This is a genomic window from Blautia sp. OF09-25XD, assembly GCF_003482095.1.
In the GTDB taxonomy this organism is placed as follows: domain Bacteria; phylum Bacillota; class Clostridia; order Lachnospirales; family Lachnospiraceae; genus Fusicatenibacter; species Fusicatenibacter saccharivorans.
Map to the genome: position 1 here is coordinate 1 of NZ_QUMG01000013.1, position 22,098 is coordinate 22,098.

Below are 22,098 nucleotides of genomic sequence, written 5' to 3' on the forward strand. Positions count from 1 at the left end.
ACGGTCATTGCAGTTTGTCCAATAATCTTAGCGAGAATGCAATCAGGCCATTCACTGTCGGCCGGAAGAACTGGCTGTTCAGTGCCAGTCCGAAAGGAGCTGCCTCCAGCGCTATTGTGTATACAATGGTTGAGATGGCAAAAGCGAATGATCTGAACACCTATAAATATCTGACATATCTCTTATCACAGCGGCCAGACGATAAAATGTCAGATGAACAGTTGGAACAGCTTGCCCCATGGAGCGAGACTGCGAAAACGAACTGTCAAAACTAAACTGGAGTAAAACGCTTGCATCTATCATTTTGGTGCAAGCGTAATTCATGAGTAATGTAGCAATATTTTGCGCTTACCATTAATCGCAAATGGAGCACTTTGAATAAAAAAACGTTAAAAATTTTTCATCCTTTGTGCATTATATTTTTAAGTTTAATAGCGTATAATATCACACTTGATGAGAAAGATTATCAGCGAAAAATATTGAAGATATCAAATTTTGATATTTTTTTTGATATAAACTAAGACCTCGCAGGGTTTAGATTAGAGGGATAACGATGCAACTGAAAAATTCGACAGATTACGCAATTAGAATTGTATGTTACTTAGCGGCACAGGAACGGATGGTATCTACATCAGAATTGTCACGGAAGCTAAATGTTTCTGCTAATTATGTTCCTAAAATAGCAAAAAAACTGAAAGATGCAAAAATAGTCAATGCCTGTGAAGGTATAAATGGTGGCTATATGCTGGCAAAACAACCGGAGAACATTTCTTTAATGGATATTATATCGTGTGTAGAGGAAACAATGGCAATTAATCGTTGTTTGGAAGAAGATCGTTTTTGTCCCAGAAATTTAGAAGATACCTGCAAGATACATAAAATATTGTTGAGTTTGCAGAATACATACAATAATAAATTAGAGAGCGTAAAGGTTTCAGACGTTATCCGTCCTGGAGAAGATGAATATTTTGGACGATTTTATGTTGTATTAAAACTGAACTTGAAAGAAAAAAGCTACGAGTGTGTATATTCACATATCCGTGAAGTGTATGAGAAAGTAAGGAAAACAAAAAGTTATGAAGAGTTCATAAATCAATATATAGAAAGATATGTGTATGCTTCTGATAAAAAAATGGTTCATGACTTCTTATCAATTGAAGGATTAGAAGAAAAGCTGGTTGATGGATGTATGGAAAAAGATCTTCCATATCGCAGAATTACTGGAAAAGATAAGAATGCATATGTTTGGATGGAAGCAAAAAAATATATAGATGCAAATGAGAATACTGCAATTATTACCTTACATAATGAGAAGATTCTACAGAACACGGTTATAAAGATGGAACAGGATATGGCAAAGCAGTATTGGGATATGGTATCACTTTTAACTACTGTATTAAATCATAATCAGTTAGTTGAAGTAGGGTATCAAGATGATATCAGTTTCTATACGAAACAGGTATATCTTCAATTACAGAAAAAATATCCGGAATATGGAATTACGGATGAAGAAATTGCTTCAGTAGCCCATTTGGCACCGATTCATGATATTGGAAAGATAAAAGTACCAATTGAAATTTTAAATAAGAATGGAAAATTGACAGATGAAGAAATGAATGTAGTAAAGCAACATCCATTAGTAGGTGCGGCGATGACCCAGAGATTCCCAGAGGGGATAACAACGGAAAAGCTGAACAAATATAGCTATGAAATATGCAGACACCACCATGAAAGATATGATGGATCAGGATATCCAGACGGTTTAAAAGGGAATGCGATTCCGATGTGCGCACAGGTCGTTGGGATTGTTGATGCTTACGATGCATTGATCAATGATCGTCCATACAAAAGAAAATATGAACCAGAAGAGGCGATACGGATGATTTCAAATGGTGAATGCGGAGCGTTTTCTAAAAAACTGATCCAGTGCTTGACGGCGGCAGCAAAGCAGCCAGAGTGGTTAAAAGTAACAAAAAGTCAAGCATGACAGAAGATTTGAGGCGATTTTATGAACAAGAAATTGAGTGTTTTAAGACGAATTACAGCAGTTGTTCTGTGTGTTACATTATTATCTTCGCAAGTCGTAGTTGCGAATGCTGAAGATTCAGAAAGAATGAATGTGCAGACCAATAGTGAAATTACAGATATATCGGAACAGGATGGTTTCAGCAGTGATACATCTGAAATATCTGATATCACGGAAAGTGATATTCCTGATTCTTTTGAAGGAGAATCAGAGCCAAATACAGATATTAGTTCTGAAGTAACAGAGGAATTTGGTAATTCTGAAGATCAAGGATTTACAGATGGAGAAGAAACAATTATCGAGGATGAAAACACCTCAGATACTTTGGAAGAAGCAAATCCAGATTATGAAGATGGAAAAATATGTATCTACAATTACCAGCAACTTCTGCAAATCGGTACAGGAACACAGATGTTTTCCGGAGACAAAGATGGAAATGTTGGTGAAGGGGATAAGGTTCTTGCAGATGGTGCAGAACTTACCTATGCATCAGACGCTTCCTATTGTTTGATGAATGATATTCCAATAGATAATGAAAATGTCTGGAACTTCCCATCAGATTTTACAGGTAGCATCACTTCATCATCAGAGCGCACGGGCAACACAGTATATGATTCAGTGACTGATACGATTTATGTGTATAACCGATACCAGCTTGAATTGATGAAAGGGGAATCTTCAGACAGCGAACCTGTAATGAGCGAGGATTATATTGCTGAAAAAGTTGGAATGGGACAGGTTTTTACACTGGAAGATGGTTCCTATCTTACTTACAGCAAAACACATAATTATGTGCTTGCTTCTTCATTTACAACAGAAACACCGGAGCTTCTTGCAAATAAGGCTGGGACAGAGGAGACAACTCAGGATATTACTAGCGCATATCCGTCCGACTATGAAGGAAGAAATTATTTCGGTCAGGTGGTAAAAAAGATTGGTGATAAAAATTATATTCTGATTGGAAATGAAACACAGCTTCGGGCAATCGGAACAGATACGGATGTGACAGAGCCAATCTGGCGAGTGTATGAAACAAGAGAGAAAAAGCCGGGAATACTTGGGGGCGCACTGAGTGGATATACAGCCTGGAAACCAGCAGCTGATACACAGACATACAAAACAGAACTGTATTATCCGGGTGATGCGGATATTGTAAAGTTTAATGATACATATAATTGGTCTGGAAAAGAATTGTATGGAAATAAAAAAGGTGACCATAAGCTGGGAGAAACAGAATATCTGGATAATTCATCCTTGGATATAGCTGGCACAACAGCTACAAAGCGTTATGTATATGTGAGCAGTACTATTCAGGAGTCAGCCGATATGACGGTAACTGCGACAGACAGTACTGCCAGTGCTTCCGAAGCGGCATCTGTTGAAGCAGGTGCAACTGTAAAAGACAGAGATTTGATTGATATGACTCCGGTAGAAAGTGAGGAAGTAGCTGAGTCAGAAAGTGATGATATAGATGCTTTTACAAGTGATGGTGACGAAAGTGATTTTACTGATGATACAACTCCGGAAAGTATAACGGTTGACGAGAATAAAACTTACATCCTTACCTATGATACATCCAAAAGTAGCAATACCAATATTGCAGGATCTGGATATAAATACAGTAAGGATGCGAATTATATTATCTTTCGTGATATTGATCTTTCCAAAGAAGGGACTAATTCTAATGGGAAAGATGATAACTGGACTCCTATAAAGAACTTCCAGGGAAATATGGAAGGCCGCAAGGGAATGACAGAAGGTGCTAATGTCAAAATCAGTAATGTAAAGATGGTACAGGACACAGCAATTAATCAGAGTGCTTATTCAAATGGAAGTAGCTCGGACACGGAATATGGTGTTGGATTTTTCAGAAGTTTATCGACCCCATATGACAGTTCATTACAGATTTCATCAAAACAGGTTGTCGTAAAAAATCTTACCTTATCAGGAGTTTCTGTATCAACGACAACGAATTCTATTAAAAAAGATTTTAGTTTGCTTGGTGTAGTGTTGACCAGAGTTTTAAAAATCCTGGGATTATCAAGTGGGTTGGAAAAGGATCCAAAATCTTTTTCAACAGGAGCTTTTGCCGGTGTTGTAAAAGGAAACGTACAAATATCAGACTGTCATGTAGAAGGATTATCAGGAGTGTCTAATGCAAACAGCTGGACAGGTGGTTTTGTCGGGTACATTTCAGGTATTACAAAATATGAAGCCCTTTCAGGAGTGCTTAAAGGAGTAACGGACGCACTTAGTACTTTATTAAACTTGATTCCAGTATTAGGTCTTGGGGATCTGATTACAACGCTTTTGAATGGAGGCGTTCTAAGTGTTGGAAACCTGATTCCAATTGGCTATGTGAATCCGGTGTTCAGCAATTGTTCAGTATCTGGCAATGATACGATATCTGGGCAGAATTATACAGGTGGATTTGCTGGTGAAACAATAGGTGCTGTAATGACTGGATGTTCAGTTAATGGTACTGAGAGTGTTAATGGTACAGATTACTCAGGAGGATTTATTGGTCGTGCTTCCAATGCAGTTGTTGCAGGTGCACTGGATCATCTGGGAATCCAAATAGCTGATTTCCCGGTCAATACAGTAATGCTTGGATGTAGCATTAATGGCAGTGCAAATGTATCTGCGACAGGAAGCTCTGGTAAGGAAAGTGGTTATGCAGGTGGATTTATAGGAGAAATGCGTAACAGTTATGCCGTGAACTGCAGTATTTCTTCTCTTGGTACAGTGTCCGGAAAAGATTATACCGGAGGATTTGCCGGCTTAGCAACCCTTGGTGCTGTTACATCTATTGATGAAAATAAAGGTCTTCTTGATCTTGTGAAAAAACTTCTTACAGGTTTGTTGAACGGTAATATTACGGATATGGATATTTTGAACCTGGTGGGACTTCGCCCTTCTGTTATAAGCGGATGTACCATTGACGGAAGTACGATATCCTTAGATGCCAGTGGCAAATATGCCGGCGGACTTGTAGGATATGCCGGAGCTGTTCAGGTTTCTAATACTTCAGAACTTGCAGATGGTTCAAAATCAACTACAAAAGCTTTGAATCGTATGCTTGCAAAAAACAGTATTTCTTACAGTTTTAATGAGCATTCTAATAGTATTACTGCATCAGAAAGCATGTCTGTTTCAGCAACAGAGAATGCTGGAGGAATCTTAGGTTACGCTAAAATGACCAGTGTCAGTGATGTCCTTGGCGGAACAGTTACAGCAGCAGACTACATGCGTTTTGAATGTAAAGATTGTTCCGTAAACGGAGGCTCTTTGGGACTTACAGTTACTGCGTCAAATCAGGAGAATGGTCGTGCCGGAGGTGCTATCGGTTATGGAACAGGTGGAGAAGTAAGGAAAACATCCGTCACAAATCTGAATTCTGTAACGGCTGGAAAGTGTGCAGGAGGATTTGCCGGATATTTCGGAAGTGGTACTCTTGCTAATGTTGGTGGTATTAAACTTCTTGGATTACCGCTTTTGAAAATTGACAGCCTTCTTTCTGTAGGGCAGATGATTGAGACGTTTACAGTTGACAGCACTGTTTCAGGTGTTTCGTCAGGATATAGTGTGTTTACTGGCAATGAGAAAGGTTATAGTGGTGGTTTTATTGGAGAATGCATTAGTGGACGAGCAAGGGACACTAAGATCAGCAACCTGAAAACTGTTACTGCATCTGCAACATCAGGAAAAGCCGGAGGCTTTGCAGGTTTTGCTAAAGCCGGAGATGCATTAAGTGCTGGAGATTCCACTACATCAAAACTGACAGGAATTGAATTGGAGAACCTGCTTGGAGTTGTCAGTGCCCTGAGACCGGAGTTCAATAATACGTCTATTGCCTATGTTTCGAATGGTTCTGATCCTCAGGTATCCGCTGATATGGCAGGAGGTTTTCTGGGTGAAGGACAGGCAGTAGATATCAACTATGGAAACAACAATTCCGGATTCAAAGCTGACACAGACACGAATTCATCTTCGAATGGCTCTACAGGTGAAAAGAATAGTGAAGAAGCAGATTTCATTTCAGCAGTCACGAATAGCGAGAATGAAACAACAGAAGGTGAGACTGGTGCGATTGCAACAACAAATATTACCGGACTCTCTTATATAAAGGGAACCAGCTATGCCGGTGGTTTTGCAGGAAGGCTGATGCCTGGTGATGTGGCACAGACAGGTTCTATTAAGTTACTGGGCCTCTTGGATGTAAATCAACTTCTCAGTGTCATGGATGTGGCTTATCCGAGAATTTCCGATTCTTCTATTGAAGGAAACAACTTAGTCGTAACAGCATCCGGAAAAAATGATGATGTGGCGCTTGGAGATGCCGGAGGATACATCGGTAATGGAAAAGCAGTTATGGTTAAAAACTCTGATGTGACTAATGTAAAAGAAGTCACAGCGCCGTATCATGCCGGTGGCTATATCGGAATCATGCGGTCCGGAAGTGCAGCGGAGGCAGGAGATGCCACAGGAGATCTTTTGAACAGTGTCCTTGGTAAGATTCTGAGTCTGAAAGAGTTGGCGAGTGTCTTGCAGGCTGCATCCAGCAAAATTACAAATTGCAAAGTTGCTGGTACCGCAGATGGATTGACTGTTACAGCTGACAACGGATTTGAAAACGCAGAAGGCTATGCAGGTGGCTTCGTTGGAGAGATGCAGAGCGGTCATGTAGATAATTCAGCAAATGCTGTTGATTCCGGAAAAGGAACGGCAGTAGAAAATCTTCTGAAAGTAGAAGGCCTTCGTTATGCCGGAGGCTTCGGAGGTCTGGTAAAAGCCGGAGCGGTTGCAGAGATTGGATCTAAATCATCAATTCTTACAAAACTGGTTGATCTGACAGGATTACTATCCCTGGTCAATGCTTTTGTTCCGGTGATCAGTAATGCCAGTGTTAATTCTGTAGAAAAAGGGTTTACCGTTACCGTTACCGTTACAGGTACTCTTGAAAAAGATAGCACCAACGATGCGGATGCCGGAAGTGCCGGAGGCTTTATCGGATGCGGAACTGGTGTACAGATCAGCAATTCCGATGTAAATAAATTGCAGCATACAGGTGTCAGTGAGCCGAAGAATCTGCAGCAGGAAGATGGTAGCAGTTATTACGGAAATGACAGTGCATATGCGGTAAATGGTTATCGTTATGCCGGCGGCTATATTGGTAAAGCTGCTATGGGAAGTACGGCAGCCATCGGTGGAGCAAGCGTTCTGGATCATGTTCTTTCTACGACAGGACTGTTATCAGCACTGACTGTAGTTGCATCTATCATAGACAGCTCAGATGTTTATGGAGCAACAGGCGGATTTAATGTTCTTGCAACAGACGGAGACGGTGTTACGGGAAAAGCCGGTGGATATGCAGGAGAACTTCTTGGAGTTCAGATTCAAAATAGTAATTCTTATAATTTTGCACATATCATAGGGCGTGAAAGTGCCGGTGGATATGTTGGAATCATGGAGCCGGGGAATGCGGCAGATGTGGTAAATGGATTAAGTGCTCTTGGAGGACTGATCAAGGCAGATAATCTTCTTGGCGTTTTACAGGCATTTGTTCCTGTGATCAAAAACAGCGAAACAACCTGTGTACCTTGTGGAGGTGCTGTGAGGGCTCAGGCTGAAAGTGATGACAGCATTTACCGTGGACTTGCAGGAGGATATGCGGGTTACAACTATGGCGGTCAGATCTGGGGAAACAATACGGATAACTGGAAAGGTGCTGCATATACAGGAACCGTAAGAGAATGTGCGGCCTATCGTATCCGTTCCGTATATGGAACGGAATATGCTGGAGGCTATACCGGACTGATGCGGTGTGCGAATGTTGCAGACACAGGAAGTCTGAAGGTTTTATTCGGTCTTATCAAACTAGATAATCCGCTGACGCTTCTTCAGGCAGTGTATCCGACAGAAAAGAATACAGCTGTTTATGGACCGCTTCGTGGACTGGATACGGATACCTGGAATAAGTGGGTTGGTGCTGTCGGTTCTTATGGAAGTTACGGTAATAAATTACAGGCACTTGGTGAAGTCAATGATCAGAATCAGTTAAATGAGATTATTTCCCAGTATGCATATGGATACGCTGTTACAGCAGGACGGAGCATTCTGGCAAGTAAAGCAACACAGGGTGGTTCTGCCGGAGGCTATGTGGGTCGGATGGAAGGAGGAACCGTTACAAACGGTACTGCTGTAGATCTTCAGTTGGCAGAGGCTTATAGATGCAGTGGTGGATTTGCTGGTGAGATGCTTACAGGTTCTGTGGCAAACACAGGTGACGTTTCACTGGCAGGCCTTAAGATTATAGGTGCAGACAGTCTGGCAGCATTAAAAACCTTTGTGCCAGTCGTGAAACAGTCCCATGTGGAAGGATATCGTTCCGGTGCAAGGATCAAAGCAACCGGTATTGCAGACAAAGATCCGGCAGGATTTGCCGGAGGCTATGTGGGAAGAATGATCGGCGGCCAAATCTGGGGAGATGAAACTTCCTCCTGCAGTATCACAAATTTAAGGCGTGTAGATGGAACTTCTTATGTAGGCGGTTTTGCCGGAAAAGTAGATCCGGGTAGTGTGGCAGCTATTGATACAGCTACAAAACAGGGACTTTTGAATAAACTTCTGGATGTTCTTATGGTAAATGCTCCGGCAGAGCTGATTAAGGTTCTGAATGCTACTGTTTCCACCATCCGCTGTGCATCTGTGTCAGCCTGGGATGACTGGGGCGTGATCGTAAACGGAACCTATCAAAATGGAAGCAATACAGGGTATGCAAAAGCAGCTGGAGGATTCGCAGGAAGTCTTTGTGGAGCAGTTCTTGGCGAGAAGGATAAACCGGAAAGCGGAATCCGTGCAGACAAGATTCGCTCTGTAGTAGCCGGTGAATATGCCGGAGGATGCTTCGGTATTGCGGATGTTTCCGGTGCTGCAAATATTAGTGCCAATGGTGAGACCTCTGTCTTACAGTATCTTTTAAAGCTTGGAAAAACCGATGTGCTGGATGCATTCCGAAGCTATGTATATTACGGAAAGATCACCGGCAGCCAGATGCAGGGCTTGGCGTCAGTGCTAACACAGCGACAAAATCCGGCCAGAATAATGAAGTAACATATAGCGGAACGGCGGGAGGTTTTGGCGGTTCACTGTTAAATGGCTCTGTCAAAAACAGCAGCGTAACAGGATTAAATTATGTAACTGGTCTGAACAGCGTCGGCGGTTTTGTAGGTTACTCCGGAAAAAGCGGAGTTGTGAAAATGGAAAAACTGGATGTGCTTGGAGATAATGCAGGACAGCTTCTTGGCGGTGCCCTCGGTGTTCTGGATATTTTTGGCTCCCATATTGATGACAGCAGTGTGGCAGGCATACCTGGTGGTTATACCGTTCAGAGTAAAGGTGGAGAGGAACAGATCGCAGGAGGATTTATCGGCTACGCAAGTCTTTCCAGAATGTCAGGCTGTAATGCCGGAGATGCCCAAAATCAGGAAAACAGCCTGAAACTGGTAGAATCCGGTGGAACAGCCGGAGGCTTTGCCGGAAGAACAAGCTTTGCCTATCTTGCGGATGTAAAACTGGATTCCACGGTGGTGGATGCGTTGCTCGTAGTTCTGGATAATCTTGTAAAGGTGCTGTATCTGGATAAAATTCAGGATTCCAACCTTTTGCATATCAATCTTGGAATTGTGAAGGTCGATGCGCTGTACGATGGAAATCTCATCCATGTGAATTTGCTGGGACTTGATATTTCCGTTGGACTGTCCAAAATGTCGCCAGACAACGGCCAGCAGACAGATTTTGCAATCATTAAGATCGGAGATTCCTCTATTAAGCTTCCATGTGATAAAAATGGAATCATAACGAAAGATAATGATGTAAAGTCCAACATCAGTGTCAACCTAATCAAGGCAAACAGGACAAAAATCACAGACAGCAATGTGTATGGAATCACCATCGGATACAATGTCTACGCAGGCGGCGCAGGAAATGATGCGGATGGTACTGCAACAGATGGGCGAAGCGGAGGCTTTGTTGGTTACAACGACGAAGGTCTTCTTCGGAATAATGACATGTATTACTGCGATGTGGTCCGTGGAACATCCAAGCTGGTGGGACCATTCAGCGGAAATAGTAAACTGGACTCCGTATATGAGTTTAATACAAAAGCAGGTGTAGAAGGTGAGGATAACATTTACCGAATCTACCGAAAACCGACGATTACGGTCAATGAGATCAAAAAGAATTCAGCTGTCCTGACAGATACGTTCAGCCAGGAAAATGGATGGAGCATCTTTTCTGTAAAACATGTAGTGCAGGTAGATACATATGACACCTTGCAGAATGCGGTCATGGCAACAAAAGATTCTTCCGAAACGGCAGATCTGAATGCTTATGTATCAGATGCGAAAGCGGTTCTGATGTCAGATGCCAAAACTACAGTAAATACAGGGGACAGCACATCACCGGAACCATCTGACACACAGGATCCATGTGATGAATTTGTAAATCTGACCATTAATAAGGTCTGGAAAGATTTCCGAAATATGGATGGTATCAGGCCGGATTCCATTACAGTCACGATTTCCAGAAGCTGCACAGACGCAGATGGAGCGGAACAAACAGAAGTTGTGCCAGGATATGAAAACTATGTGGTAAAAGGCGATATCTCAAAATCCACATGGCAGGAGATTATTAAGTCAGAAAAACCCGACAAGCTGCTCCCAGCCTATACAAAAGATACTGACGGAACTTTGCATTATTACAAATATTCTGTTACGGAAACGGAAATAAAAGGATATACAACTACAATCGAAACTTCTAAAGATGGTTTTACTTTCACGATTACCAACCGGCATTTTGCACTGCTTCCGGATACCGGTGGCGAGGGCATTATGATGTTTATCATAGCAGGTGGTCTGTTGTTAGCGTTTCTGCTTTATACCGGACGCAGAAGGAAACGGAAACAGGCGATGTAGGAAAGGGGGAGCAGGGTCATGAGAGAGATATGGCTGCGTGGGGAACTTCCACCGTAAAGGCTGAAAGAATCCAAAGCGAACCAATAAAAAATCAAAAGAAAGTGAGAAGAGGAACATGAAGAAATTAGTATCAAGATTTATGGCAGTTCTGATGGCAATGACCATGATACTGTCCATGAGCATGACTGTATTTGCAGCAGAAGCTCCAAAAGGAACCCTGACAGTCAACAATACAGTGGCAGGAAAGACCCTGGATCTGTATCAGATTTTTACAGCAACAAAAAACGGCGATAATGTAGCATATACACTGAACAGTGCATATGAGGGATTTTTTAAGAATAATATTAGAATATCAGGATCTGAAAGTTTAAAAGGTGAAGCTTTAAGTGAAGCGGCATATAACTATGTTAAAGATCAGGTCGGAAAAGATGGAAGTAATGGCGCAGCGTTTGCAAAAGATATCTTGGACTGGATTCTTAAGAATAAAACTATTGTAGATGCTACTCATACAACTGCACCTACAACCGCTGGTACTACGGTAATTAATAAGCTGGATTATGGATATTATGTAGTGTATCCAGTAGGTGCAACAGATACATCTACAGCACCTGGAGAACAGGGTTACACATCCGTAGCATCTTTAGTCAGCGTTACAGGTGATACTTCAATTAACATGAAGAGCAATTACCCGACAGTAGTAAAAAAAGTAAATGACAACAAAAATGCAGATGATGTCAACATTGGTGATACAGTAACTTACACACTGACATCTAAAGTACCAGATATGACTGGATATACTTCTTATGTATTTAACTTCAAGGATACATTATCCACAGGACTTACTTTTAAAGGAATTACTTCTGTGACAGTTGGATCAGGTGAAAATGTGCAGAATGTTACTGCAGGTACTGGCGATAATACTTATACATTAACACAGGACGGACAGAACATTACAATTACAATGAACAATTTCCTTGCTTCTAATGCAAACAAAGCAGGACAGGAAATTAAAGTAACTTATACGGCAACCTTAAATAAAGATGCCGTAACTGGTTTTGATGCAAACAAGAACTCTGCTACCGTTGAGTACAGTAATAAACCAGGAACAGATAACAAAGGTGAATCTGAACCAAGCATCGTAGATGTACATACTTTCAATTTCACAATCTTCAAATATTATTTAAATGGTGCGGATAAGACTGGACTTGCAAAGGCAGAATTCGAGCTTTACAAAGCAAATGGTGAAGTAGCTGGAGACAAGGTTAACATTAAAAAAGTAACTGATGGTGAATACCGTGTGGCAACACCTGAGGAAGCTACAGCAGAAAGTTTCAAATCCGATGTAATTGTATCTGGTAATAACGGTAAAGTTCTTGTAAAAGGTCTTGATGCCGGAACTTACTACTTAAGAGAGACAAAAGCTCCAGAAGGATACAATAAACTTCTCAGCGACATAAAGGTTGAGATTAAAGCAAACTATGATCCAAAAACCGGAAAACTGACAAGCTATTCAGTTGATTACACATACAATGGAACTACAACAACAGGTACAGAAATTAAAGATACAACAACTTCTCCAGAAGTACCTGTAGAAAACAAAACAGGTGCACAGCTTCCATCTACTGGTAGCAAGGGTGCCCTTATGGTAACACTGGCTGGTATCGTTCTTTTCGGTGTATTAACAGCAAGCAAAGCTTTTGGTAAAAAGAAAGCAAAAAACTAAGACATTCTGAAGTTTAAGAATGGATAAAAAGACAGTTCATCTTCCCGGTATTGTACCGGGAGGATGTCTGCTTTTTCTGAAATGTTCAGTGTAAACTGAGTATTTCAGAAGAAACAGACGAAAAGGTGAAGGATATTATGAAGAAAGTAGTGAAAATACTAAGAGGAATCGGATATCTACTGGCATTTTCTTTAATCCTGTATCCGGTGGTGAGCAATTATATCAATCAGATGAACAGCACAACCATTGCTACAGATTATGAACAGGAAGTTTCTCATCTGTCGGAAGATCAGGAAAATGCCATGATCAAGCAGGCACAGGAATACAATGAAAGCCTGATTGGAATTGGTTCCATAGCAGATCCATTTTCAGAAAGCAATGAAAACCAGACAGAAGATGATGAGTATAACAAACTTTTGAAAATTGATGATACTGGAATGATGGGATATATTGATATTCCAAAGCTTGATGTTGTTCTTCCGGTTTATCATGGAACATCCGAAAAAGTACTGCAGTCAGGTGTAGGACATCTGAAAAACACCTCGCTTCCGGTAGGCGGTGAGAGCTGTCATGCGGTATTATCCGGACACCGTGGACTTGCAAATGCCAAGATATTCACCGACCTGAACAAGATGGAGGTTGGAGATGTATTTTATATTAAAGTTCTTCATCATACCTTTGCCTATCAGGTGGATCAGATTCTGACAGTATTGCCATCAGATACAGATTCTTTACAGATTGAAAAGGGCAAGGATTATGTAACACTGGTCACATGCACTCCTTATGCAGTTAACACGCACAGACTGCTTGTACGTGGCACTAGAATTCCGTATGAAGAGGCACAGAAGATAGATGAGGAAGTTGGTCTTCAGCGCACAATCCCATTCAATGTGATTCTATTGATTGTTGGAATTGTTGCTTTCATCATCATATGGGTGAGCATTAAGTTACATAAACGCAGGAAGGAGAAAAAATATGGGCAGAATAAGTAAACGTAAGCGAATATATATGTGTATGGCCAGTGTGATGTGTATGCTTTTACTCCTCATTCCGTTACCTGTGTCTGCGAATGATCTGGGAAGTATATTATTAAAAGCAACTGTTGAAGATGAGACCACGGTATATAAGCTAAGTAATACTGAATTTACGATGTATCAGGTTGGAACATATAAAAACAATTCATGGGCATTAGTGAGTGAGTTTGCAAAGTCTGGAGTCATATTTGATTTTGATGATTCTTCCGCTCAGGCAGAAGCTGCAAAAAAACTGGAAAAATATGTACAGGATAACAACATCAAAGGAATGTCCGGAAAGACCAACTCAGACGGAGAAGTTATGTACAGAGATCTGGAAAAAGGAGTGTATCTTTTTGTCCAGACACAAAAAACACAAATTAGCAATCAAGTATATCAAAGCGAACCTTTTATCATAACAGTTCCAGGTAATTATGACGGTCAGATAATTTGGAATGTAACGGCAGAACCTAAATTTAAAAATGAATCGATACCACCAATTACCACGAATACGCCACCAGTTTCAGAAGAACCATCGGGTGATAATAGCAGTCGCACTCCAAATGTAAAAACGGGAGACGATACGAATGTAATTATGTGGCTTTCCTTAATGGGAATATCCTTAATCATATTTAGTATATGTAAAAGAAAAGTCCATAAATAATATGAGGAGATCAGGGAATCCCGTTTTTTTCGTTTAGTTACTCAACTGGCATAAGCCAAAGATAAATACCTCCGGAGGTGCACCGTATGGTGTCACCTAGGAGGAAATAGATCTGAAACCTTGGGATGATTTGGAAAAGAATAATTGAGTTGTCAGTGCAATCCTATTTATCTCTTGTGACAGAAATAGGTTCCCGTTTTGCTGGAAGTAAGTCTGAACTGATCTCAGGAGCATAGAGCAGTGCTGTAAAATTCTGTCTAATGATATCTAGCGTCTTTTGTTTTTTCTGCAATTCCTGTATTTCCCGGACAGTAGCAGCCTGTTCAGATTCAAGATTTTCAATTTGCTTCTGGATTTTATTAGAGCTTGGGATTTTGGTAACACCGAGATCCTGAAGCTCTTTTTTTAGTGAATCGTGGAGTTGGTATTCTGCTTGATGTTTGGTCCGGTATGCTTTTGGATTTTTAGCAGATTTGCAATCTTCAATCACTTTACGGCAGAGCCGGTAAGAATCACAATGTTTTTGAATGACTTTCTGCGTGTTCAGCTCATTGTTGATTTGTGTTATTCTCTGTTCAGCCGCTTTAACAGAAGCATCAACATCAGAAACATGCTGTTGAAAATCTTCATAATTCAGCAGATTATTTTCAGAAAGATAGTTGAAGGTGCGGGTTGCCTCTTTTAGATTATTTAGTTTTGCCCAACGTTCAAATCCTTCTCGATTGCCGGTTGTAACATAAGTGGAAATATTGATATACAGGCGAGCATCTCTGGACAGATGCTTTGGAGTTTTCACTTTGCTACGATTTTTTGCCAGACGGATGCGGACATTTTCTTCGCTATAATAACTTCCGAGAGATTTCATGTAAGTGAAGTCCTTCTGCTCCGGTGCACGGAAGGACAGGTGTTTTCCTTGGCGGACTTCATATCCGGCTAACTGCATTTTTTGTAGAAATTCCTCATAGTTGATGGAAGTCCAGATTGCCTTATCAACTGCAACACGTAGCTTGACTTTCCAACTGGTGCCATGATGATATTCCATGTTTTCTTTATAGCTTTTTCCTTTTTCTCCGGTTGGCATACTGGTGGCAAGTCCATTTTCCTGGCAGATGCGATTACTGATCCGGCAGATTTTATGGTAGCTCCGCTTATTGGAAATGATCATTAACGCCCATTGTCACCGTAACCTGTTGGATGAATCTTGTATTCAGGTCGCAGTTTATGATGACAGACTGGAGGTGACTTCTCCGGGTGGATTATATAACGGATTAACTTATGAGGAAGTCATGAATGGTCATTCGAAGATCCGGAATAAAGGCATTGCCAATATATTCAGTCAGATGGGACTTGTAGAAGCATGGGGAAGCGGAATAAAAAGAATCCTTAATGCTGCAGAAGAGTATGGACTTTCGAAGCCGAGATTTCAGGAATTCGATAATATGTTTCGGGTAGAGCTGTTCCGTAGTTCATTTCCGATGACAAATGGAAAAGAAAGCATCGGAGAAGCATCGGAGGTAGTGTGGAGAACAGACCTCAACAATACACAGCAAAAGATTATAAAGTTACTTTCAGAAGATCATCAATTATCAGCAGTTAAGCTAGCTGAAAAAATTGGGGTTGCCAGTCGAAATATTGAGAACAATATTAAGAAGTTAAAAGAGTATGGTATTCTTATAAGACATGGATCTCCAAAGAATGGTTACTGGGAGATTGTAGATAAAGATCTACAGGAGTGAGAAGTAAATTAGTCCAAGATAACTCAAGATTAGTCCAAGAGAATATATATATAAATAACAAAAATAGATTGACATTTTGTAGTAATCAGTAGTAAACTGTACTTGTGGAAGGGAAGTGATATGTTTGGCTAGAAAAACACCAAAAGATGGCAAAGAAGAAAACATACGAGTACGGGTGACTCCAGAACAAAAACAGAGACTTGTTGAGTATGCAGAAAGACACTATCAGAGCATGAGTGGTGTTGTATGTCAGGCATTGGATCTCCTGTACGCAAGAGAAGAACAACAAAATAATAAAGAGTAAAATGGAGTTATTTTGGAGTTTATTTCTTCATAAGCGGTGCGAAAAACGCAAAAACAGAACGCATGTTCGAAATATAAACCTCTAATAACAGCCTTTGCGTGTCATGAAACGCAGTCCGCAAAGGAGTTCGAGTAACGGACTAAAATGCGAAAGCCTGTATTTATGCGGGTTTTCGGCATTTGTTTTATCGAATGACTCTAGTTTGGCTCTATTTGTGGGGAGAGTAATAGCAAGATTAAGGAGTAAAAGAATGTAATTACTCTGTTAGTAAATTGACACAAGTTGGCTGTAGAGTATAATTATAGTAAAAGTACAGCAGAAGCTGTCGCAAAGATATTTATAAAAATGTTGTGGAGGTATTGAACATTAATGAATGTAAAATTAAAATCTGCAAGCAAGCAAGCGACTGTAGCCTGGAGGGTGGGAGAAAGATGAAGAAGTGCAAATTAGTACAGAATATAAGAAATTTCAAATTTTGTTATTTTATATTTTGCATAATGATATGTTTGGTTGTTTTTCCTGTTTCCACATCTGCCCAAGAAAATTCTGATCATGTTATTCGGGTAGGATCTTTTGAGGAAACTTATAATGTAGTCAATGAAAAGGGAGAAAGAAGCGGCTATGGTTATGAGTATCTTCAAGATATTGCAGGTTATGCAGGATGGACATATAAATACATAACAAGTGATTGGAAAAACTGCTTTACACAGTTGGAAAATGGAGAAATTGATATTCTAGGTGGCATTTCCTATACAGACGAACGTGCTGAAAATATGCTTTTTTCCGATATGCCTATGGGGGAAGAGAAATATTACATCTATACGGATGCATCCAATATGGATCTTACAGCAGGAAATTTGGATTCTTTTGAGGGAAAAAATATTGGTGTGCTTAAAGATAATATAACGGAGGATGTGCTTAACGAATGGGAGTTAAAGTATGGTCTGCATACGCAGCATGTCAATGTTTCTAATACCGCAGAAGTTATGGACAAACTGTCGAAACACGAAATTGACTGCTTTGTTTCGGTAGAAGAATCCCGTTGGGAAGAATCGGATATTTCACCGCTTACAAGTATTGGAGAGACAGAAATCTATTTCGCTATAAATCCAGAACGTCCGGATATCAAAGAAGCATTGGATAGTGCTATGCGCAGAATCAAGGATGACAACCCATTTTACACAGATGATCTCTACAGGCGTTATCTTTCTGCACAGAGCAGCTCGTTTCTTTCAAAAGAAGAAAGTGAGTGGATCGGGCAGCATGGTGCAATCCGGATAGGGTATCTGAATCAGGATGGAGGTATCAGCAGTGTAGATCCATCAACAGGTAAACTGACAGGTGTTATTACAGATTATGTGGATCTTGCAGAAAATTGTCTGCAAGGTCAGACTCTGGAATTTGAATTAAAGGGGTATGATACAAGAAGTGAACTGCTTCAGGCATTGCAGGATGGAAAAATAGACCTGATTTTTCATGCAAACCAGAATCCATACTTTGCGGAAACAAATGGATTTGCTTTGTCGGATACGCTGTTGACTCTCAATATGGCAGCAATTACGGCAAAGGATTCTTTTGATGAGAATAAAGAGAATGTAGCTGCTGTTGAAAAAGATAATTTTGTATTGAAAGCATATCTTTCATACAATTATCCACAATGGAAGGTTATGGAATATGAGACATCAGATGCAGCAGTAAAAGCAATGCAGAAAGGGGAGGCAGATTGTATTGTAAGCAATTCAGGTACTGTTTCAAACTATTTGAAAAATAATAAGCTTCATAGCGCTTTCCTGACAAAAGAAGCTGATGTTTCATTTGCTGTTCAGCAGGGAGAACCGGTTCTTTTGTCCATTCTGAATAAAACACTGACATCTATGCCTACAGCTCAATTTTCGGGTGCAGTAGTTTCGTATAATGTTTCCTCACGAAAAGTTACAGTGAGGGATTTTATTCAGGATAATTTACTGCCAGTTTCACTTATCGTTGGAATTTCTTTTTTCATTGTTTTGTGTATCATTCTTCGTTCTTGGAAGAAGTCAAAACGTGCGGAGGAAAGATTCAAGAAATCTGCTGAACAGGCATTAAAACTGAATCAGGAACTGGAAGAAAAACGGCAGGAATTACAAAATGCACTTGTAGAAGCACAGAGTGCCAATAAGGCTAAGACTTCCTTTTTAAATAACATGTCTCATGACATCAGGACACCGATCAATGGCATTATGGGCATGCTTACAATTCTTGAAAAAAGCGGAAATGATGGTGAGCGGGCAAAAGATTGCCTGAATAAAATAAATGAGTCTTCGAAACTGCTATTATCATTGGTAAATGATGTTTTGGATATGGCAAAGTTAGAATCGGATACCGTGGTTTTTGGTGATGAATCCATCAATCTGGATCAGGTATGTAAAGAAATCACGGAGTCGCTATACTTTCAGGCAGAAGAAAAAGGACTTCATGTTATAGGAGAACATGATGATTACAGTGGTATATATGTTTGGAGCAATGCAGTTCATCTGAAAAAAGTATTGATGAATCTGTTTACAAACAGTATGAAGTACAATAAGGTGAATGGTTCTATTTACATGAGTATGAGAACGATTGAAAGATCAGAAGATCACATGACATGTGAATTTAAAATAAGAGATAATGGAATTGGAATGTCAGAAGAATTTATAAAAAATGAATTGTTTACTCCATTTGTACAGGCAGATAATTCCCCACGTTCTGATTATAATGGGACAGGTCTGGGAATGCCTATTGTGAAACAACTTGTAGAAAAGATGGGCGGAACCATAACCGTTGAAAGCAAGCTTGGTGAAGGAAGCTGTTTTACTGTAATACTTCCATTTAAAATTGATACGAATGCACGGCCAGAAGAAAAAGAAGATTTTGATGCAGATATATCAGATATCCGGGTATTGCTGGTTGAAGATAATGAGCTGAATGTGGAAATAGCAGAATTTATGCTGACGGAAAATGGAGCTAAAGTAGAAACAGTGAACAATGGGTTAGAAGCTGTTCAGCATTTTGAAGCTTCCGAACCGGGAACATACGATGTTATTTTAATGGATGTTATGATGCCGGTGATGGATGGTCTTACAGCTACAAGAACAATAAGAGCTCTGGATCGGCAAGATGCAAAAACTATCCCTATCATTGCTATGACTGCAAACGCATTCAGGGAAGATGCAGAAAAGTGTATGGAAGCAGGAATGAACGCACATCTTGCAAAGCCGTTGGATGATGAAAAAATTAAGCAGACCATAAGCGAAGAGTTGAGAAAGCAAAATGCCTGTCATGAATGATTATGAGGCAACCGCAGCAATCAGGAGCCTTCCAGATGCATGGGAAAAGCAGACAGGAAACAGAGGATGTGCATCGGAGAAACTGTATCAGTTTTGTGATACAATGGCTGCATCTGAATACTGCTCGCTGATCCGTCCATTTCTGGATATCTCTACACTTTCAGCAAGATTGAAGGCGGAAGAATGCATTTCCACAGAATTCAGTATGTGTGATGGCAGTTGGCACAGGATGCTTTTTACTGTAAAAAGGGATGAGTCTGGAAATGTAACCCATGTTTGCAAAATACGTGAAGAGTTGAGACGTTTTTGTATTAAATTAAAATTAGATAAAAGGCATGTGAAATACGATGATGAAAAATAACTATATAAAACAAAAAAGAAAAGATCAAAATCCGGTAAATCATTGGAAAATTTTTGAGGGACGGTTGGTATTCCTTCTGGCAATGGTGATTTTGGCTGTTGTTGCATATACTTTTATTTTACAACAAGCATATACCAAAACTGCTCTGAAAACAGAAATTGAACGAGATATTTCCAGTGCAGATGCGGTTCATAAGCTGGTAAATGACAGACTGGGACGAAAAGATTTTAATGAAATAAAAAGTAAAGCTGATGAGAATACAGAACTATTCAAGAATATGTCGACATATATGAATGAAATCAGAACGCTGAATTCTACGAGATATATTTACACAGCAACCAGAAATGAAGACGGTAGATTGATTTACGTTGTAGACGGACTGGATCCATCGGCTGGTGACGTCAGACATCCAGGAGATCCGATTGAAAAGGAGATGGTTCCTTATATAGAAAAAGCACTTTCTGGAAAAACAGTATATTCTCAGGATATTGTTGATACAACATGGGGACCTATTTTTACAGCCTGTTATCCTGTGACAGCGGAAGATGAATCTAATGAAGTGATAGGTGCTTTCTGCATAGAAATGGATATGCAGAAAGCGTATGGAATGGTTGAGAAGACGAATAAGTTAAGTATTGTACTGGGATGCATTACAGCGTGTATTTTGGTAATATTATGTACCTGTGGATATTCTGTATATAAGAAGCAAAAAGAAAATGAGCAGAAACAGCAAAAACTGTTGCAGGAAGCTGCAAGACTGGCCGATTCAGCTAATAAAGCAAAATCAACATTTCTATTTAATATGTCTCATGATATTCGTACCCCTATGAATGCAATCATTGGATATGCAGAATTGGGAGAGAAACATTTAAAGGAGCCAACTATATTAGAGGATTACTTTGAAAAAATATTATTGTGCGGAAAGAAAATGCTGCATTTGATTGATAACATTCTTGAATTAGCACGAATCGAAAACAACCAAGCAACGCTGGATGAAACAATAACAGATGTTTCTAAAAACTTTGATTTATGTATTGATATGTTTAGGAAACCGATAGAAGAAAAACATCAAACACTGAAAGTCAATAAGAACATTCGATATCCATACCTGCATATGGATGATGCAAGATCATCTGAAATTACGATTAACATTTTGAGTAATGCTGTGAAATACACGGGTGAAGGCGGTAACATAAGCTGTACATTGAACCAATATCCCGGCGAAAAAGAAGGTTGGAGTGTATTAGAGCTTATCATAGCAGACAACGGAATCGGAATGTCAGAAGAATTCCAAAAACATATTTTTGAATCATTTTCACAGGAACGATCTTCGTCAGACAGCGGAATAGAAGGTAGCGGACTTGGCATGGGAATCGTGAAGAAACTGGTGGATTTAATGAATGGCAAGATCACAGTTCAGAGCAAACCGGGAGCAGGTTCTACTTTTACAATCACGCTTCCATTAAAGATAGCAAATGCGGAAGAAAGGAATCCGAAACATGCAGACGGTCAGTTGAATATCAAAAAACTGGAAGGAAAAAGGGTTCTTCTGGTAGAAGATAATGACTTGAACGCAGAAATTGCAACGGAACTTTTGACGGAAGAGGGAATCATGATAGAAAGAGCGGAGAACGGCGTTGCATGTATTGATATGTTTAACAAAGCAAAGCAAAATTACTACAGTCTGATTCTGATGGATATTCAGATGCCGATTATGAACGGATATGAAGCATCCAGGAGAATTCGAGAACTGAAAGACGGTAACAAATCGCAGATTCCAATTGTTGCAATGACAGCAAATGCGTTTGAAGAAGATAAGAAGATGGCTTTGGCAAGTGGCATGAATGATCATGTTGCAAAACCAATAGATATGAATGTATTATTGCCGACTATTATGAAATATATGTAAAGGAAGAAAGAAGGACACTGATTTTGTAGTCAGTGTTCTTCTTACATATCAGTCGACTAAAGAAAAACATTTTATCCAGTCC

Annotated in this window: 12 protein-coding genes; 11 read left to right on the forward strand and 1 reads right to left on the reverse strand. The window is 40.0% G+C overall.

The window, feature by feature from the left end:
• The 7 genes from DXA93_RS11100 to DXA93_RS11125 form a co-directional block, all read left to right on the forward strand.
• On the forward strand, positions 1-275 hold a 275-nt coding region (locus tag DXA93_RS11100; RefSeq protein ID WP_147399548.1), incomplete at its 5' end, for an IS66 family transposase.
• Between the two features lie 278 nt (positions 276-553).
• Positions 554-1,987, forward strand: a complete 1,434-nt coding sequence (locus DXA93_RS11105) for an Rrf2 family transcriptional regulator (RefSeq protein WP_119208328.1) — start codon at positions 554-556, stop codon at positions 1,985-1,987.
• A 21-nt stretch (positions 1,988-2,008) separates the two neighbouring features.
• Positions 2,009-9,139 (forward strand): hypothetical protein, encoded by a 7,131-nt coding sequence (locus tag DXA93_RS11110; protein ID WP_243109214.1) that lies wholly within the window; start codon positions 2,009-2,011, stop codon positions 9,137-9,139.
• Between the two features lie 146 nt (positions 9,140-9,285).
• On the forward strand, positions 9,286-11,001 hold the full coding sequence (locus DXA93_RS18565) for a Cna B-type domain-containing protein (protein WP_243109215.1): 1,716 nt from the start codon (positions 9,286-9,288) through the stop codon (positions 10,999-11,001).
• A 115-nt stretch (positions 11,002-11,116) separates the two neighbouring features.
• The gene (locus tag DXA93_RS11115) at positions 11,117-12,724 is read left to right on the forward strand and encodes a SpaH/EbpB family LPXTG-anchored major pilin (protein ID WP_119208330.1); all 1,608 of its coding nucleotides are present in this window, start codon (positions 11,117-11,119) and stop codon (positions 12,722-12,724) included.
• A gap of 137 nt (positions 12,725-12,861) precedes the next feature.
• Positions 12,862-13,716, forward strand: a complete 855-nt coding sequence (locus DXA93_RS11120; RefSeq protein ID WP_119208332.1) for a class C sortase — start codon at positions 12,862-12,864, stop codon at positions 13,714-13,716.
• Complete coding sequence (locus DXA93_RS11125) at positions 13,700-14,401, forward strand: pilin N-terminal domain-containing protein (RefSeq protein ID WP_119208335.1); 702 nt, start codon at positions 13,700-13,702, stop codon at positions 14,399-14,401. The genes DXA93_RS11120 and DXA93_RS11125 overlap by 17 nt, the downstream gene beginning before the upstream one ends.
• A 163-nt stretch (positions 14,402-14,564) precedes the next feature.
• On the opposite strand, the gene DXA93_RS11130 is transcribed toward DXA93_RS11125, so the two are convergent.
• The gene (locus DXA93_RS11130) at positions 14,565-15,566 is read right to left on the reverse strand and encodes a relaxase/mobilization nuclease domain-containing protein (protein WP_243109216.1); all 1,002 of its coding nucleotides are present in this window, start codon (positions 15,564-15,566) and stop codon (positions 14,565-14,567) included.
• On the opposite strand from DXA93_RS11130, the gene DXA93_RS18570 reads away from it, so the two are divergent.
• The 4 genes from DXA93_RS18570 (at position 15,559) to DXA93_RS11160 (ending at position 22,016) form a co-directional block, all read left to right on the forward strand.
• A complete protein-coding gene (locus DXA93_RS18570) occupies positions 15,559-16,137 on the forward strand; it encodes an ATP-binding protein (protein WP_243109218.1) in 579 nt (192 codons plus the stop codon). The genes DXA93_RS11130 and DXA93_RS18570 overlap by 8 nt on opposite strands.
• A 124-nt stretch (positions 16,138-16,261) precedes the next feature.
• Positions 16,262-16,441, forward strand: coding sequence for a hypothetical protein (locus tag DXA93_RS11145; protein ID WP_028086473.1), 180 nt, complete (start codon positions 16,262-16,264; stop codon positions 16,439-16,441).
• A gap of 431 nt (positions 16,442-16,872) precedes the next feature.
• Positions 16,873-19,746 carry a response regulator gene (locus DXA93_RS11150; RefSeq protein WP_119208337.1) on the forward strand — a complete coding sequence of 958 codons (2,874 nt, stop codon included), beginning with the start codon at positions 16,873-16,875 and terminating at the stop codon, positions 19,744-19,746.
• A gap of 347 nt (positions 19,747-20,093) precedes the next feature.
• The gene (locus DXA93_RS11160; protein WP_055221365.1) at positions 20,094-22,016 is read left to right on the forward strand and encodes a hybrid sensor histidine kinase/response regulator; all 1,923 of its coding nucleotides are present in this window, start codon (positions 20,094-20,096) and stop codon (positions 22,014-22,016) included.
• Positions 22,017-22,098 lie beyond the last annotated feature (82 nt).

Coding starts and splice junctions, on each gene's coding strand:
- DXA93_RS11125 (WP_119208335.1), top strand. CDS start 13,700: ATGGGCAGAATAAGTAAACGTAAGCGAATATATATGTGTATGGCCAGT.
- DXA93_RS11120 (WP_119208332.1), top strand. CDS start 12,862: ATGAAGAAAGTAGTGAAAATACTAAGAGGAATCGGATATCTACTGGCA.
- DXA93_RS11110 (WP_243109214.1), top strand. CDS start 2,009: ATGAACAAGAAATTGAGTGTTTTAAGACGAATTACAGCAGTTGTTCTG.
- DXA93_RS18565 (WP_243109215.1), top strand. CDS start 9,286: ATGGAAAAACTGGATGTGCTTGGAGATAATGCAGGACAGCTTCTTGGC.
- DXA93_RS11130 (WP_243109216.1), bottom strand. CDS start 15,566: ATGATCATTTCCAATAAGCGGAGCTACCATAAAATCTGCCGGATCAGT.
- DXA93_RS18570 (WP_243109218.1), top strand. CDS start 15,559: ATGATCATTAACGCCCATTGTCACCGTAACCTGTTGGATGAATCTTGT.
- DXA93_RS11160 (WP_055221365.1), top strand. CDS start 20,094: ATGATGAAAAATAACTATATAAAACAAAAAAGAAAAGATCAAAATCCG.
- DXA93_RS11150 (WP_119208337.1), top strand. CDS start 16,873: ATGAAGAAGTGCAAATTAGTACAGAATATAAGAAATTTCAAATTTTGT.
- DXA93_RS11115 (WP_119208330.1), top strand. CDS start 11,117: ATGAAGAAATTAGTATCAAGATTTATGGCAGTTCTGATGGCAATGACC.
- DXA93_RS11105 (WP_119208328.1), top strand. CDS start 554: ATGCAACTGAAAAATTCGACAGATTACGCAATTAGAATTGTATGTTAC.